Source organism: Klebsiella sp. GB_Kp047 (assembly GCF_040065235.1).
GTDB lineage: Bacteria > Pseudomonadota > Gammaproteobacteria > Enterobacterales > Enterobacteriaceae > Klebsiella > Klebsiella quasipneumoniae.
Map to the genome: position 1 here is coordinate 380,583 of NZ_JBEAJG010000028.1, position 16,029 is coordinate 396,611.

Sequence of the window (16,029 nt, forward strand, 5' to 3'; positions counted from 1 at the left end):
TGGCAGGAAATGTAAATCAACAACGAATAAGTACGCTTTATCCGCTATTGATTTACCTCTGCGTAATTTAGCATTGATGGAGGGCGGCAATACGCTGGTTCATCGTGCGGGAATTATCAATGCCCAGCTTTTGCATGATATGGATTCGATGGCTGTGGACCGTTTTATGGGCAATGCCGAGCAGGGCGGCAATCCGCTTATTATTATTGTTGGCAATCAGCAGCTCGAGGATCTGGCACTCCCGCGGCGACAGTTGTTTGCGCAATCGTCGCGGCGGTTGTTCGCTGGCGCCCTTCGCCCGCTGGATAATAGAAGCAAACATAGATAGCGGCGATTTTTCACTAATAATCATGGCATTATCGACGGTTATTAACTCTCTGCACAGTCCGGCAATGTCGCTTTTTATCATCAGCACCGGCTGCTGGCAGCGTTGCAGGGAAAGGCGGAGCGCATTCAATAGATCAACGATTCTGATGGCAGAAATATCCTTATTGATTAAATTGAAAATAACCGTTTGGGCCTCAGGCAGCTGTTTCCCATGGATGACTTCGTCATAGCCAAAACGGGTGGCGTTTTCATGACTATCAATAAGGTAGTGATAGATTGAGTGACCAATGAGATTATCATTGGTGTACAGCAATATACTTTCCAAGGGTATCAGATTCTCTTTTTTCGCTTGGCTTCTAAGATCAGGTCCAGCAGAATTTTCTCTATTCTGCGCTGGTCGTCGAGATGGCGGAACTTAAACTGGCAGGATATCTGATAGTAGCTTTCGCTCTCTTCATTAGGGTCATCAAGGGTGATAATAATGACATTCTTTACCACCAGGTCGATGGTGATCTCGCCATATTCCGCCAGCATCAGTACGGCGTTTTTCAGCAATGCGTTATGACTGAGGAATTTCAGATTCGGCGTTTTGGTCATCAGTGCGCAACCGCCGTCTGAAATGTCCTTGATGTCGAAAAGATAGTTTTCGCCATTTTTATGGCGACCGCGGCAATAAAAATCATGCTCGTGGCGTAAACGAAAGCGGGGATCGCGGCGACGCTGCACCACCTGCAGGCATTCAGGCAAGGAAAAGGCGTAGCGGATACCTTTATCGACACCGCTATTGTCATGTTTTGTCAGGGCCGCATTAAACTCTATTTTCCCTGAATCGCTATGCAGGAGAAAGCGAATTTTATGCCCGGGCGGGATTTTGCGATGGGTCTGAATATGGAACTCGGCAAAGTCCACGCGCGTCAGTTGGGTTATGATACTGGTGTTGTTAAAAAATATTTCAATTTCAGTACGTTTGCGCAACTCCTCTCTGAAAATAGCAATAATTTCATACTTACTGGTCTTTATCGTTCCCTCTGTCATGTGCATCCCTTGTAAATAGTTGTCGTGAGGCGTTTGATTTTTCTTATAGCAATAGCAACATTCTGATTGGGTTAATCAGATGTTTTTATGAGCGTTTGATGTTATTGACTATCTTTGCAGCCAGATTGATATGTATAAACTTGGAATTCGATATTGTGTTTCCTGTAATCAAGCGTTTCAAATTTTGGTCATGACAAAAACGACAACGGCCTCCAAGCTGGAGACCGGTCGAAGGATAAAAAACTTAAGTTTAATTAACGGGGATAATGAGAGAACGATCGTCGATCACGCCCCATTTGTAGGATCTATAGTGCCAGCAGTGATGAGGTTTTTCCAGGCAAATATTGAGGAGGGAAGTCGTTCCCTCCTTTCGGCCTGACGGGTCAGGGATGCTTGCGGGTGGCGATATTATCCAGGGTGCGCAGCGCATCCGCCGGCAAAATTAGCCCGGCGGCGGCAATATTTTCCGCCAGGTGCGTCCGGGATGAGGTGCCTGGGATCAGCAGAATATTGGGCGCGCGCTGGAGTAGCCAGGCGAGGGCGACCTGCATCGGCGTCGCCTCAAGCGAGGCCGCGACCTCGTTCAGCTCCTGCGCCTGCAGGGGAGTAAAACCGCCCAACGGGAAGAAGGGAACCCAGGCGATGTGCTGGGCGGCCAGCGCATCCACCAGCGCGTCGTCGGCGCGATGGGCAATGTTATAGAGGTTTTGCACGCAGACGATAGGCGTCATTTTCTGTGCATCCGCCACCTGCTTTGCCGTCACGTTGCTGAGGCCAATATGGCGGATCAATCCTCGCTCCTTCAGCTCCAGCAGGGTGGCGAGCGGCGCCTCCAGCGACCCTTCTACCGGGCCGTGGGGGCTCAGCATACTGCGCAGGTTCACCACCTCCAGCACGTCGAGCCCCAGGTGACGCAAATTGTCCTCGACGGCCTGGGTCAGTTCAGCGGGCGACATGGCCGGCAGCCAGTTGCCTTTCTCGTCACGACGGGCGCTGACCTTGGTGACAATGCACAGATCGTCGGGGTAGGGGTGGAGCGCTTTGCGGATCAGCTGATTGGTCACATGGGGGCCATAGAAATCCGAGGTATCGATATGGTTTACCCCGGCTTCGACGGCGGCCTGCAGCACGCGCACCGCTTCTTCTGGATCTTTCGGCGGGCCGAAAACGCCGGGGCCGGCCAGCTGCATGGCGCCGTAACCCAACCGATAGACCTGGCGATCGCCGAGCGTGCCGCGACCGGATAAGGTGACACTGGACATAGGAACTCTCCTCACGGTGGCTAAGCCGTAAGTGTAATGCGCTAACAAGGAAGAGAAGGGTGAGAATATTGTCAGAATGTGCGACAGCGGCTCAGGCAAGCCGCTGTCGCCGGAGACGGATTAGCCGAAGAACATCACGGAGACGCAGAGCAGGCCGACCACCAGAGTGATGGCGTTACCCACCGAGCGATACGGCTTCAGCGCCGGGATAAGCCAGGTTGACAGCGTGGGCATGATAAACAGGATCATGGCGATAAGCGGTCCGCTGATGGCGTAGATCATCGAGATCGCATTCGGGTTGATAAAGCACACCGCAAAGGTGAAGGCAGAGACCAGCATGATCGACATCGCGCGGTTGAAGGCGCGGCTCTTGCGCACGCCCATCAGGCCCAGCGAGCTTTTGACGATTTCGCTGGCGCCTTCAATGACCCCGAAGTAGGTGCCGAGAAAGGATTTCGACATGGCGACCACGGCGACAATAATGCCGGTCACCGCCAGCCAGCCCGGCGCGCCCGGCACCATCGACAGGGCGGAGAGGATGGTCACCCCCTGATCGCGGGCGGTCTCAATATAGGTCGCCGGGATGGCCAGCAGGCAGCTGAAGACGAAAAACAGCACGCTGGCGCAGATGATGGTATAGGCCACCTTCATGATTTTTTTGCATTTACCCATGGCCAGGTCGCCGTGCTTCTCCTGCTGGTCGATAGCAAAAGTCGAGATGATCGGCGTATGGCTAAAAGCGAAAACCATCACGGGTATGGAGATCCAGACCTGGTGGAGCGTCTGCGAGCTGAACTGCATCTGGCTGGTGAGATGTTCCGGATGCCAGTCGCGGATTAAATAGAGGGAGAGAAACAGGAAGCAGGCGATAAGCGGGAAGACCAGAAAGCCCATCACCTTGATGGTGATTTGCCGGCCCATGAGAAAGATCAGGTTAAGGACCAGCACGACCCCCAGGCTCAGCAGCGCGCGTAGCGCAGGCGTCATCGGCGTGCGATGTGCCACCTGCTCGGCCAGCGAGTTGGTGATGGCCACGGCGTAGATCAGCACGACCACAAAGAAGGCGAGGAAATAGAGCCCGGTGATCAGGTTGCCAATTTTCTTACCATAGTAGTGATTTACTGCGCCGGTGATCCCGGTTCCCGGCGCGATATTGGCCGAGAGAATAAACTGGCTCAGCGCTTTGTGAGGCCAGTAGGTGAGCGGCCAGGCGACCAGCGCGGTGATGAAAAGGACAATGGCGCCAGCCGAACCCAGCTGGATCGGTAGAAATAGCGTCCCAGCGCCTACTGCAGTGCCATATAAGGCAAAACTCCATAGAGTTTCTTCTTTAGACCAAATTTTAGACATTATGCGACTTTATCAACCGTCAAACCAAAAAAAAGGAGTGCAATTTACCATATTTATGGTTCGTCTGTTGCGATAGTTTTTGGTGATAAAGTGGCAGCGGATCGCGAAGGATCCGCCGCGAGGCTAGCCGCGCGCCGCCTGGCGCGGGCGGCGGTGACGGATAACGCGCTCGCGCAGGGTGTCCCAGACCCAGTTAAACGCCATGGTGTAGGGCAGGAAGAAGAGCATGAAGCCGATCTCCAGCATAAACGCCTGCAGCAGCGATACCCCCAGCACGATGGCCACCATGGTGACGCCGATGATAACAAAGCCGGTCTCGAAGCCGATCGCGTGCAGCGCCCGCACTTTCAGCCGGCGAGGGACGCGGGAGACTGGCCACAGGCGATCGAAAGCCGCGTTATAAATGATGTTCCATACCATCGCCAGGGTGGCGAGCAGAATGCTCAGTCCGCCCATCTCCACCACCGAACGCTGCATCAGCCAGGCGGCGGTGGGGGCGAGGATCAGCGTCGCCAGCCCTTCGAAGGTGATGGCGTGGATAACGCGCTCGGTGAGCGTCTTGCGCTGATGTGGGGTCTGTTGCATGGCGAGCTACCTCCAGTTTTAGCCTGAACAGGAAATTACCCGGCAGTTTATGGAAAAATGTGATAAACAAAAGATAGAAACCATCGATAAAGTAGATACATCATGCGTTATTCACCGGAAGCGTTAACCGCCTTTGTCGAGGCCGTTGACAGCGGGTCGTTCTCCGCCGCCGCCCGTCGCCTGCGCAAAAGCCAGTCGACGATCAGTACCGCTATCGCCAACCTGGAGGCTGACCTCGGGGTGACTCTCTTCGATCGGGCAACGCGGCAGCCGACGCTGACGCCGCAGGGGGAGCAGGTGTTGAGCTATGTCAAAGCGATCCTCGCCGCCAGCGAGCGGCTGGATGAGCTGGCGGTATCGCTGTCCGGCGAGACGGAGCCGCGGCTGACCTTTGTGCTCTCGGACACCCTGCACCCGGACGTGCTGGAAGATCTGCTGGTGCAGTTTGACCGCCGCTTCCCTCATACCGAATTTGAATGTTTGATTGGCGAAGATGAGGACGTGATCGATCTCCTGCAAAAATCCCGCGCCCAGGTGGGACTGATTGAGGCGAGAGAGCGCTACCCGACCGATATCGGCAGCACCCGCCTGCCGCTGCAGACGGCGATGGGCATTTACGTGGCGCCTGACCATCCGCTGGCGGGGCAGGGCAAGGTTGTCTGGGATGAGCTGCGCAGCTGGCGCGAGCTGCGTTTGAGCACCTTTCTGGCCAGCGCGACGGAGCCTGCCGCCGGGCAGGTCTGGTCGGCGCCAAACTACCTGCTGCTGCTCAGCATGGCGGTGCAGGGCTTCGGCTGGTGCATTCTGCCCTGTGCGCTGGTGGCGGAGTTTGCGCCGCAGGGCGGACTGGTGGCGCTCGATATCCCCGGCTGGCCGCGGGCGATTTCGGTGGATCTGCTGTGGAATAAGAAAGCGCCGCCCGGGGCGGCCGGCAGCTGGCTGCGTCAGCATCTGCAGCGGCGTGAGCGTTAACGAATAGCTATTTCTTTGTGATTAGCTTCACTTTTTTTAAACAATTACAAAGTTTTTTGATAACAATTATCTAGTATATCGCTGTTTCTTTGCGCAAAAGCACGGGCAGGGGTAGAGGATGAAGGATGTCGTGATCGTCGGGGCGCTACGTACGCCGATTGGCTGCTTTCAGGGCGCGTTATCGCGCCATTCAGCCGTTGAGCTGGGCAGCGTGGTGGTGAAGGCGCTGGTGGAGAAGACGGGAATCGATCCGCAGAGCGTGGATGAGGTGATCCTCGGCCAGGTGCTGACCGCGGGAACCGGGCAAAACCCGGCCCGTCAGTCTGCTATTCGCGGCGGGTTGCCCAACACCGTATCGGCGATCACCATTAACGACGTCTGCGGTTCCGGCCTGAAAGCCCTGCACCTCGCCACCCAGGCGATCCAGTGCGGGGAGGCGGACGTGGTGATCGCCGGCGGCCAGGAGAACATGAGCCGCGCTCCGCATGTCCTCACCGACAGCCGCACCGGCGCCCAACTGGGCAACAGCCAGCTGATTGACAGCCTGGTCCATGACGGCCTGTGGGACGCCTTCAACGATTATCATATGGGCGTCACGGCGGAGAACCTCGCCCGGGAATATGGCATCAGCCGCGAACTGCAGGACGCCTGGGCGCTCAGCTCGCAGCAGAAGGCGCGCAAGGCGATTGATTCCGGACGCTTTCGCGATGAGATTGTCCCGGTCGTTACCGAGCATAACGGCGCGGCGCGCACCGTGGATACCGATGAACAACCGCGGGTGGATGCCAGCGCGGAAGGGCTGGCCAGCCTGCAGCCTACCTTCGATCGTCTCGGATCGGTAACCGCCGGCAACGCCTCCAGCATCAATGACGGCGCGGCGGCGGTGATGATGATGAGTGAGGCGAAAGCCGAGGCGCTGGGGCTGCCGATCCTTGCGCGGATCCGCGCCTTCGCCAGCGTCGGCGTCGATCCGGCGCTGATGGGCATCGCGCCGGTGCACGCCACTCGTCGCTGTCTTGAGCGGGCCGGCTGGCGGCTGGACGACGTCGATCTGATCGAAGCCAATGAGGCCTTTGCCGCTCAGGCTATCTCCGTTGGCCGGGTACTGGAGTGGGATGAGCGACGGGTCAACGTTAACGGCGGCGCGATCGCCCTCGGCCACCCCATCGGCGCCTCCGGCTGTCGGATTCTGGTGTCGCTGGTGCATGAAATGATCAAGCGCGATGCGCGTAAAGGGCTGGCGACGCTGTGCATCGGCGGCGGTCAGGGCGTGGCGCTGGCGGTAGAACGCGCGTAGCGCTGCATGTCGATTTCCATGGCCTCCTGCGGGAGGCCTTTTTTATGCGCCGCGCTTTGCCGACCCCTCTTTTTTCACCCGTATTTCCCTCACCCACCGCCAATTTATTGAGCTCCGTCACGTCTTGTTGTGCCACCTTTTTTGAAACAAATAACTACGATCCTGGTCACTAAAACTAAGGTGCTTAAAAAATAAAATAACGTTTCATAAAAACGAAATGACATTTTATTTATTATAAGGGGTACCCTATGTTGAAACGATCTCTGGTTCTGGCCGCCCTCTGCGGTATGTCTTTTGCGGCAACCGCGGTCACGATAGATTTACGTCATGAATTTATTGATGGCGGCAAGAGCGATAAAAGCAATGCTGACCGCGTCTCGGTGTCCCACCGCTTCGCCAACGGGCTAGGCTTTACCGTAGAGGCCAAATGGCGTTCAGGCGGCGACAACGGTTCGCAACCCTATTCGGACGTGGTGGGCAACGGCCATGAAGACACCATCAGCTGGCGCTGGAAAGCGACATCGAACCTGTTCCTCACCCCCGGGTTTACCATAGAGAGCAACGACAGCCGCTCCATCTACAAGCCGCACCTGCACGTACAATACAGTTTCGACAATGGCTTCTATGTCGCCGCTCGCTATCGCTATGAGTACACCCGCTATCCGAATGATGCCGGCAAAGATGATGACAAGGTGAATCGCGGCGACGCGTGGGCCGGGTTTGCTCTCGGCGACTGGCGCACCGAGCTGAACTATGTCTATGCCCGCAGTTCGGAAGGGGTGAATCGTAACGACAACAAACCCTACTCGCAGGAATATAACGTGAAGGTGGCCTATAAGCTGGATAACAACTGGTCGCCGTATGGTGAAATCGGCAACGTCGGCGTGAATGACCGCAGCGATCGCCAGACCCGCTTCCGCGTCGGGGTGGCCTACTCGTTCTGATTTCCATCAGGCCCTCATCGTCTGTTTTCCCCGGCGCCGTCAGCCGGGGTTTTTTATGGGCCAAAGCGGGGGAACAAAAAAAAGCCCTCCGCGAAGGAGGGCAAGGCCAGTTACAGAAAAACGTTCGCCGGGGCTCAGGCGCTCAGCATCGGCGGATGGTCAGGTAATTTCGCGATATAGATGGCCGGCTTGCCGTCTTTATCGGAGCTGAACAGAATGGCGCTGTCGTCCGGCGTAAACGAGGGGTGCGGGTGCGTCACCTGGCGGCTGTTGGCCACCGTCGCCCACGAGGTATCATGACGCGCGACGCGGAAGTAGCGCTTCTCCGCCACGTTAAAGACGTACAGATAAGGATCGTTATCAATGGAGTAGCCGCCGGTATCTTTGACATCCACCGGCGTGCCTGATCCATCGCCCACCAGCAGCGTACCGTCGAAATTGCTCATCAGATGCGAGCAGGCGGGCATCGTCATCAGGGCCTCGTTGACGCCGCTCTCCGGATCAAAACGATAGATCGTCCGCCCCTGCTGGCCTTTCAGATAGGAGACGTAGATCAGCGCTGAACCGTCCGGGACCCAGAATTCATGGGTGCAGCTTTCCCCCGGGGCATGCGCTTTGACTTTACGCACGTTGCTGCCATCTTCATTGACCAGCCACATGCGGGCGTCAACCAGATCGTGCGGCCCTTCATGGCAGAAGGCGACGGTATGGTCGTCGAAGGGACGATAGATCGGGTGTCCCAGCCAGATTTTTTCCTCGTGGATCACCTGGCTCTCACCGCTGCGCAGGTCGACGCGCAGCAGGCGGCAATGCGGTCCTTTGTGGAAGAAGTCATGGAAAATCTGCCAGTCGTTGAGCGGCGTCCAGTCGCTTTTCGCAATCTCAATGCCTACCAGTTTGCTGCAATCGCTGTTTGCCACCCAGGTGCCATAGCCGACCCACGCCTCGCTGACGCGGTAAACTTCACGCTCGGCGAGGGTGGTGAGGTTCACCTCCAGCAGGGTACGGTCATTTTTCACGTAATAGAGCGACTTATCGTCCGGGGAGAGGAAGCCGCCGAAGGTGTTATCCCCGGCGCCTTCCGTCAGCTGGATGGCTTCGGCGCGGGCAATATTCAGCAGATAGTAGTTCCAGTGGCCGTCAAACTCGCCGGCGAACAGTAAATGGCTGCCATCGTTAAAAAAGCACTTCTGATAGAAGTAGTTGCGATGACAGGTGACCTCCGGGGGGGTTAAGCGGGTGACTTCCGCCCCGGTATCCGGATCGCGGCTGACGTGGTAATTCAGTTTGACCCGCATGCCTTTAGCCATGTAGTGCTCCTTTCTTTCCTGCGATGCCGCTGGACCAGAGGCGTGTCGCTGAGTGATGTGTTTTAAAAGATGGGTGTTAATTTATCAAAACAACGTTTCATTATTTGTGATGTCCCACGCAGTTCAGTGTAATTCCCGCATCTTCTGCGGCCTGCTGGCCTCACTTTGGCCGCCTCTCCGGACAACCGGCTGAATCATCATCCTTTTAAAACCGCTTCCTGTCCGGTGCGGGTTGCCGGAACCGTTCGCGTTTTCTTTTTTTGTAATTTTCGTCATAAAAAATGAAACAACGTTTTAAATATCATTGAAAATGACAGAGGGCGGGGCTAAGATGGCACCCATCAGTAAAACGGAACTCTGTTTTATTTTTTATGATGGGCTCTGCCCATGAGTTCGCCCCACGCTCAGTCGCGCCGCCGGCGCGAGCCGGGCCGAGAGAACCTTGCCTGCATACAGCAGGCTCTGAACGACTAAGGAACACATTATGATTCTTGATGCATTCTCCCTGCAGGGAAAAGTGGCCGTCGTGAGCGGATGCGATACCGGTTTAGGTCAGGGGATGGCCCTCGGGCTGGCGGAAGCGGGCTGCGATATTGTCGGTATCAATATTGTCGAGCCGGTGGAAACCATCGAGCGGGTGACGGCGCTGGGACGCCGCTTTCTCAGCCTGACCGCCGACCTGCGCCAGATCGACGGTATCCCTCAGCTGCTGGAGCGGGCGGTGGCGGAGTTTGGCCATATTGATATTCTGGTCAACAATGCCGGCCTGATCCGCCGCGAGGACGCGCTGGCGTTCAGCGAAAAGGACTGGGACGACGTGATGAACCTCAACATCAAGAGCGTATTTTTCATGTCCCAGGCGGCGGCGAAGCACTTTATCGCCCAGGGCAGCGGCGGGAAGATCATTAACATCGCCTCGATGCTGTCGTTCCAGGGCGGGATCCGTGTTCCGTCGTATACCGCGTCCAAAAGCGCGGTGATGGGCGTTACCCGCCTGCTGGCCAACGAGTGGGCTAAACACAATATCAATGTCAACGCCATCGCCCCGGGGTATATGGCGACCAATAACACCCAGCAGCTGCGCGCTGACGAGCAGCGCAGTAGCGAAATCCTCGACCGCATTCCCGCCGGGCGCTGGGGCCTGCCGGCCGACCTGATGGGGCCGGTGGTCTTCCTCGCTTCCCCAGCCTCCGATTACATCAATGGCTACACGGTGGCGGTGGACGGCGGCTGGCTGGCGCGCTAACCGACGGCGACGGCCGGCGCGGCACTCACCGCTCCGGCCGTCTGAGCAATTATTGTCCATACCGTAAAATGAGGATCGTCCATATTCCAGAGTGAAGAATTAATGTTACCGCCCTGTATGAACAGGGTTATTAACGATGCGAAACGAATTTTTCGTTACGTTGAAAGTTTAATGTCCATCACAAAACCCATCTTGCCAGCAAAATAGTCCATATCTTTGGCGTATCCAGCCTGACAAATTCCTCCGCCAGTCACGTACTTTCGTCCTATGTCTTTCTCTGTGTGGCAGGAATAAAAATGACTTCAATCAGTAACGACTCTGCATTAACGCCGCGGGCGCAACGTGACACCCGGCGGATGAACTGGTTTGTTTCTATCGCCGCGGCGGTGGCGGGGTTGCTCTTTGGCCTGGATATCGGCGTGATATCCGGGGCGCTGCCCTTTATTACCGACCACTTCACCTTATCCAGCCAGCTTCAGGAGTGGGTGGTCAGCAGCATGATGCTGGGGGCGGCGATAGGCGCGCTGTTTAACGGCTGGCTGTCGTTCCGCCTTGGCCGCAAATATAGCCTGATGGCGGGGGCTGTGCTCTTTGTCGCCGGCTCTATCGGCTCCGCTTTTGCCGCCAGCGTCGAAGTGCTGCTGGTGGCCCGCGTGGTGTTGGGGGTGGCCGTTGGGATCGCCTCTTACACCGCGCCGCTGTACCTCTCCGAAATGGCCAGCGAGAACGTGCGCGGAAAAATGATCAGTATGTATCAGCTGATGGTGACCCTCGGCATTGTGCTGGCGTTTCTTTCCGATACCGCCTTTAGCTACAGCGGTAACTGGCGCGCCATGCTGGGCGTGCTGGCGCTGCCGGCGGTGATCCTGATCGTTCTGGTCGTCTTTCTGCCGAACAGCCCGCGCTGGCTGGCGGAGAAAGGGCGCCATATCGAAGCGGAAGAGGTGCTGCGGATGTTGCGCGATACCTCGGAGAAGGCGCGCGATGAGCTTAACGAGATCCGCGAAAGCCTGAAGCTGAAGCAGGGCGGCTGGGCGTTGTTCAAGGTCAATCGTAACGTACGCCGGGCGGTGTTCCTTGGCATGCTGCTGCAGGCGATGCAGCAGTTCACCGGCATGAACATCATCATGTACTACGCCCCGCGTATTTTCAAAATGGCGGGTTTTACCACTACCGAACAGCAGATGATCGCCACCCTGGTGGTGGGCCTGACCTTTATGTTTGCCACCTTTATCGCGGTGTTCACGGTGGATAAAGCAGGCCGCAAGCCGGCGCTGAAAATCGGCTTCAGCGTGATGGCGCTGGGCACCCTGGTGCTTGGCTACTGCCTGATGCAGTTCGACAATGGCACCGCCTCCAGCGGCCTCTCCTGGCTTTCCGTCGGCATGACCATGATGTGTATTGCCGGGTATGCGATGAGCGCGGCGCCGGTGGTGTGGATCCTCTGCTCCGAGATCCAGCCGCTGAAATGCCGCGACTTCGGCATCACCTGCTCCACCACCACCAACTGGGTGTCGAACATGATCATCGGCGCCACCTTCCTGACGCTGCTTGACGCGATCGGCGCCGCCGGGACCTTCTGGCTCTACACGGTGCTCAACGTGGCCTTTATCGGCGTCACCTTCTGGCTGATCCCGGAGACCAAAAATGTCACCCTCGAACACATTGAGCGCAACCTGATGGCGGGCGAGAAGCTGCGCAATATCGGTAACCGTTAATGCGAGGCGCGCGGCAACCACGGGCTGGCGACCTTGCGCGTCTCCCGATGGTTGTCGCCGTGAATGATATGCAGGGCGCTCAGACGCCCGATGTCGTAGTGCGGCAGCTGCACCGTGGAGAGCGGCGGCAGAAACAGATCGCCAATGCCCACCATATTGTCGTATCCCACCACCGCCACGTCCTGTGGAATGCGTAACCCCTGGCCCAGCAGCGTCTGATAGACCATAAAGGCGATGCGATCGTTGCCGCAGATCACCGAGTCGAATCCGGGTTTACCCTCGCGGATATGCGCCAGCACCACCGCGGGAATATCGTGGTAATGCTCATCGCCCTGGGCCATATACGAGTGGGTCAGGCTCTCCGGTTCGATGCCCGCCTCCCGGCAGGCGCGCTCCAGCCCCTGGCGGCGGCGGATTGTCGCCAGCTGGCTGGCGGGTAAGTGCAGGCACAGCGGACGACGATAGCCGGCGGCAAGCAGGGCTTTTACCGCGTCGTACTGGCCCTGTTCATCGTCCGGGATATAGCTGGCCACCGGCTGGCTGAGGCTTTCGCAGTTAGCCAGCACGCAGGGCAGGGTCAGCAGTTTGTCCGGCAGCGGCACCTGACGCAGGCCCATGGTGGTAAAGATGATGCCGTCCGGACGGTGGGAGAGGAGCAGGTCGACCACTGCTTCCGGCCGATCGTCAGAAAACATATTGACCACAAAGCTGTTCCAGCCGTGGGCGCGGGCCGTTTCTTCGATCGACAGGGTGATTTCCACCGAAAAGGGCGTGGTGACGGTATCCAGCGCCAGCACGCCGATGGTGCTGGGGGTGGCCCGCGCCCCGCGGATCTTTTTCGCCGACAGGTCGGGGACGTAGTTGGTTTCGGCGATGGCGGCCTGCACGCGGGCCAGCGTCTCCGGCTTGAGCCGCTCCGGGGTGTTCAGCGCCCGTGAGACGGTCATCAGAGATACATTCGCCAGTTTTGCTACATCTTTCAGGGATGCCATTTTTTCCTCCGCCATTGCTGCAGAGTACAGGCTATACAACTAAGTCGCTGATGTAAAAGCATGAAACGATTTTCTGCTAACGCCGTCGTGAGCGATGTTGCGGTTGATTTTTGATCGCGATCGCATCTTCATTATGTTAACGTTAACTTTTGTGATTAACATCATATATCGCAGCGAATCCCTCTGCGCTTTGTTTTTTGTTAACGTTACCATAATTACATTCCTCTAACACGAGAATGTCATGATGAAAGCGCATCACTCACACAGCTACCCGTTGCTCAGTGCCTTACTGTTTTTCTTTTTCGTGACCTGGTCGTCATCCGGCTCCTTGCTCTCCATCTGGCTGCACCAGGAGGTGGGGCTGAAGGCCGGCGATACCGGTATCATCTACGCCGTGCTGTCGGTTTCCGCGCTGTTTGCGCAAGTTTGCTATGGCTTTATCCAGGATAAGCTGGGGCTGCGCAAACATCTGCTCTGGTATATCACCGCGCTGCTGATCCTCTCCGGTCCGGCGTATCTGCTGTTCGGCCATCTGCTGAAAATTAACGTCCTGCTGGGCAGCATCTTCGGCGGGATCTACATCGGCTTGACCTTTAACGGCGGCATTGGCGTGCTGGAATCCTATACCGAGCGCGTGGCGCGCCAGAGCCAGTTTGAATTCGGCAGGGCGCGGATGTGGGGCTCGCTGGGCTGGGCGGTGGCCACCTTCTTCGCCGGTCTGCTGTTTAACATCAACCCGCAGCTTAACTTCCTCGTCGCCAGCTGCTCCGGACTGGTGTTTTTTATTCTGCTGGCCCGGCTGCGCGTCTCCTCGGCACCGCATGCGATGCAGGAGGCGGTTTCGGGCGGCAAGGTGACCCTGGAAGATGCGCTGCGCCTGCTGACGCTGCCGCGCTTCTGGGCGCTGGTCTTCTTCGTCATCGGCACCTGCATCTACGGCGTCTATGACCAGCAGTTCCCGGTCTATTTCTCATCGCAGTTCGCGACCCTGCAGGAAGGCAATGAGATGTATGGCTACCTTAACTCCTTCCAGGTGTTCCTCGAGGCGGCCGGCATGTTCTGCGCGCCGTGGCTGGTGAACCGCATCGGGGCCAAAAACGGTCTGATTTTCGCCGGCATGGTGATGGCGATGCGCATGGTGGCCTCCGGCCTGGTGGAAGGGCCGCTGCTGATCTCCATCACCAAACTGCTGCACGCGGTGGAGCTGCCGATACTGCTGGTGGCTATCTTTAAGTACAACAGCATCAACTTCGATAAACGCCTCTCCTCCACCCTCTATCTGGTGGGCTTCGCCTGCACCAGCTCGATTATCGCCAGCGTATTGTCGCCGCTGGCGGGCTACAGCTATGAAAAATATGGCTTCGCCCAGTCCTATCTGATCATGGGCCTGCTGGTGTTCTGCACCACCTTTATTTCCATCTTCTTGTTGCGCTCCGGCAAATCCTCCGCCGATCCGCTGATGTCGCAACCTACCGCTATCTGAATCAAAAAGAGTGAAAACGATGACTTACACAATCTCCAGGGCTGAACAGGTACTCCAGACACAACGCCAGGCGCTCAATCTGCGCTGGTATCCGCACTATCACCTGGCGGCCCGCGCCGGGTGGATCAACGACCCAAACGGTCTGGTGTGGTTCGACGGCTGGTACCATGCTTTTTATCAACATCACCCGTACTCCACCCAGTGGGGGCCGATGCACTGGGGGCATGCACGGAGCAAGGATCTGGTGCACTGGGAGCATCTGCCGGTGGCCCTGGCGCCGGAGGGGCCGGAGGATAAAGACGGCTGCTTCTCCGGCTCGGCGGTGGTCGATGGCGATACCCTGGCGCTGATTTACACCGGGCATAAATTCCACGGCGACCCTGGCGACGAAGCCAATCTGTATCAGGTACAGTGCCTGGCCACCAGCCGGGACGGGATCCACTTCGAGCGCCAGGGGATGGTGGTCGACACTCCGCCGGGCATGCACCATTTCCGCGACCCGAAGGTCTGGCGGGAGGGAGACAGCTGGTACATGATCGTCGGCGCGCGCGAAGGCGACACCGGTCAGGTACGGCTGTACCGTTCAGCCGATCTGCGCCAGTGGCAGGACGCGGGGGTGCTGGATGAAGCGGAAAGCACCATGGGCTATATGTGGGAGTGCCCGGACTTCTTCACCCTCAGCGGCAAACGCGTCCTGATGTTTTCCCCGCAGGGGATGCAGGCCGAGGGGTTCCGCAACCGCAACCTGTTCCAGAGCGGCTATCTGATCGGCGAGTGGCAGCCGGGGCAGCGATTCGTCCGTCACGGCGAGTTCACGGAGATGGATCACGGCCACGATTTCTATGCGCCGCAAAGCTTCGCCACCCCCGATGGCCGGCGGATCGTGATTGGCTGGCTGGATATGTGGGAATCGCCGCTGCCGGAGCAGCAGGACGGCTGGGCGGGCATGCTCTCCCTGCCGCGCGAGCTGAGCCTGAGCGCGGATAACCGCCTGCAGATGCGCCCGGCGAAAGAAGTGGAGAGCCTGCGCGGCGCCTGGTTCCCGTGGCCGGTAAGCACCCTGAACAATCAGCAGACCACTATGGTCGACAACTGCGAGGCGATGGAGGTCAACCTGCGCTGGAACTGCGCCAGCAGCAGCGCCGAGCAGTATGGTCTGCGCTTTGGCGATGGCCTGCGCCTCTACGTGGATGCCCAACAGCAGCGTCTGGTGCTGGAGCGGCATTATCCGCAGTATGGCCTGTGCGGGACGCGCAGCGTACCGTTGACCGCCGGGGCGGATCTCAATCTGCGGATATTTTTCGATAGCTCTTCGGTGGAGGTTTTTGTCAATGACGGCGAGGCCTGCCTGAGCAGCCGTATCTATCCGCAGGCTCCCCGCCGTGAATTAGCGTTATTTGCCTGGAGCGGTTCGGCGGCATTAACCGAAGCCGGAGCCTGGCAGCTCGAATAATAAAAAGGCTGTTGTCGTTAATAACCCGTCTTTGACGATGGGCGGGTTATTATTG

15 protein-coding genes are annotated in these 16,029 nt (G+C 57.6%); 8 read left to right on the plus strand and 7 right to left on the minus strand.

What is annotated here, in order from left to right:
* Positions 1-67: 67 nt before the first annotated feature.
* From ABLV76_RS10360 to ABLV76_RS10380, 5 genes are all read right to left on the minus strand, one after another.
* Positions 68-640 carry a LuxR C-terminal-related transcriptional regulator gene (locus ABLV76_RS10360; protein ID WP_004205389.1) on the minus strand — a complete coding sequence of 191 codons (573 nt, stop codon included), beginning with the start codon at positions 638-640 and terminating at the stop codon, positions 68-70.
* 17 nt (positions 641-657) lie between these two features.
* Positions 658-1,362, minus strand: a complete 705-nt coding sequence (gene mrkH / locus ABLV76_RS10365; protein ID WP_004205390.1) for a transcriptional activator MrkH — start codon at positions 1,360-1,362, stop codon at positions 658-660.
* A gap of 383 nt (positions 1,363-1,745) precedes the next feature.
* Complete coding sequence (locus tag ABLV76_RS10370; protein ID WP_017899257.1) at positions 1,746-2,624, minus strand: aldo/keto reductase family oxidoreductase; 879 nt, start codon at positions 2,622-2,624, stop codon at positions 1,746-1,748.
* A gap of 120 nt (positions 2,625-2,744) precedes the next feature.
* Positions 2,745-3,974: an amino acid permease gene (locus ABLV76_RS10375; protein WP_004205392.1), complete on the minus strand. Its 1,230-nt coding sequence runs from the start codon at positions 3,972-3,974 to the stop codon at positions 2,745-2,747.
* 123 nt (positions 3,975-4,097) lie between these two features.
* Positions 4,098-4,559 (minus strand): multidrug/biocide efflux PACE transporter, encoded by a 462-nt coding sequence (locus tag ABLV76_RS10380; protein WP_017899256.1) that lies wholly within the window; start codon positions 4,557-4,559, stop codon positions 4,098-4,100.
* Positions 4,560-4,661: 102 nt separating this feature from the next.
* On the opposite strand from ABLV76_RS10380, the gene ABLV76_RS10385 reads away from it, so the two are divergent.
* The 3 genes from ABLV76_RS10385 to ompK26 all read left to right on the plus strand — a co-directional run bounded on the left by ABLV76_RS10385 (position 4,662) and on the right by ompK26 (position 7,772).
* Positions 4,662-5,531 (plus strand): LysR family transcriptional regulator, encoded by an 870-nt coding sequence (locus ABLV76_RS10385; RefSeq protein ID WP_004205395.1) that lies wholly within the window; start codon positions 4,662-4,664, stop codon positions 5,529-5,531.
* A 118-nt stretch (positions 5,532-5,649) separates the two neighbouring features.
* A complete protein-coding gene (locus ABLV76_RS10390; protein WP_004205397.1) occupies positions 5,650-6,828 on the plus strand; it encodes an acetyl-CoA C-acetyltransferase in 1,179 nt (392 codons plus the stop codon).
* Between the two features lie 248 nt (positions 6,829-7,076).
* Complete coding sequence (gene ompK26 / locus ABLV76_RS10395; RefSeq protein ID WP_004205398.1) at positions 7,077-7,772, plus strand: KdgM family porin OmpK26; 696 nt, start codon at positions 7,077-7,079, stop codon at positions 7,770-7,772.
* A gap of 134 nt (positions 7,773-7,906) precedes the next feature.
* Here the strand turns inward: ompK26 and ABLV76_RS10400 are convergent, their stop codons facing one another.
* Entirely contained in the window at positions 7,907-9,082 is a 1,176-nt protein-coding gene (locus ABLV76_RS10400) for an oligogalacturonate lyase family protein (RefSeq protein ID WP_057213033.1), read from the minus strand.
* A 484-nt stretch (positions 9,083-9,566) separates the two neighbouring features.
* Here ABLV76_RS10400 and kduD point away from each other — a divergent pair, with 484 nt between their 5' ends.
* Complete coding sequence (kduD, locus tag ABLV76_RS10405; protein WP_012540639.1) at positions 9,567-10,328, plus strand: 2-dehydro-3-deoxy-D-gluconate 5-dehydrogenase KduD; 762 nt, start codon at positions 9,567-9,569, stop codon at positions 10,326-10,328.
* A gap of 296 nt (positions 10,329-10,624) precedes the next feature.
* Entirely contained in the window at positions 10,625-12,046 is a 1,422-nt protein-coding gene (locus ABLV76_RS10410; RefSeq protein WP_004205402.1) for a sugar porter family MFS transporter, read from the plus strand.
* On the opposite strand, the gene ABLV76_RS10415 is transcribed toward ABLV76_RS10410, so the two are convergent.
* Entirely contained in the window at positions 12,043-13,038 is a 996-nt protein-coding gene (locus ABLV76_RS10415) for a LacI family DNA-binding transcriptional regulator (protein WP_004205404.1), read from the minus strand. The genes ABLV76_RS10410 and ABLV76_RS10415 overlap by 4 nt on opposite strands.
* 94 nt (positions 13,039-13,132) lie before the next feature.
* On the opposite strand from ABLV76_RS10415, the gene ABLV76_RS10420 reads away from it, so the two are divergent.
* From ABLV76_RS10420 to ABLV76_RS10430, 3 genes are read left to right on the plus strand one after another with little or no spacing between them, the layout of a single operon-like run.
* Positions 13,133-13,267, plus strand: coding sequence for a hypothetical protein (locus ABLV76_RS10420; RefSeq protein ID WP_069602771.1), 135 nt, complete (start codon positions 13,133-13,135; stop codon positions 13,265-13,267).
* A gap of 12 nt (positions 13,268-13,279) precedes the next feature.
* Positions 13,280-14,521, plus strand: coding sequence for an MFS transporter (locus ABLV76_RS10425; protein WP_004205406.1), 1,242 nt, complete (start codon positions 13,280-13,282; stop codon positions 14,519-14,521).
* A gap of 19 nt (positions 14,522-14,540) precedes the next feature.
* Entirely contained in the window at positions 14,541-15,974 is a 1,434-nt protein-coding gene (locus ABLV76_RS10430; RefSeq protein ID WP_017899250.1) for a glycoside hydrolase family 32 protein, read from the plus strand.
* Positions 15,975-16,029 lie beyond the last annotated feature (55 nt).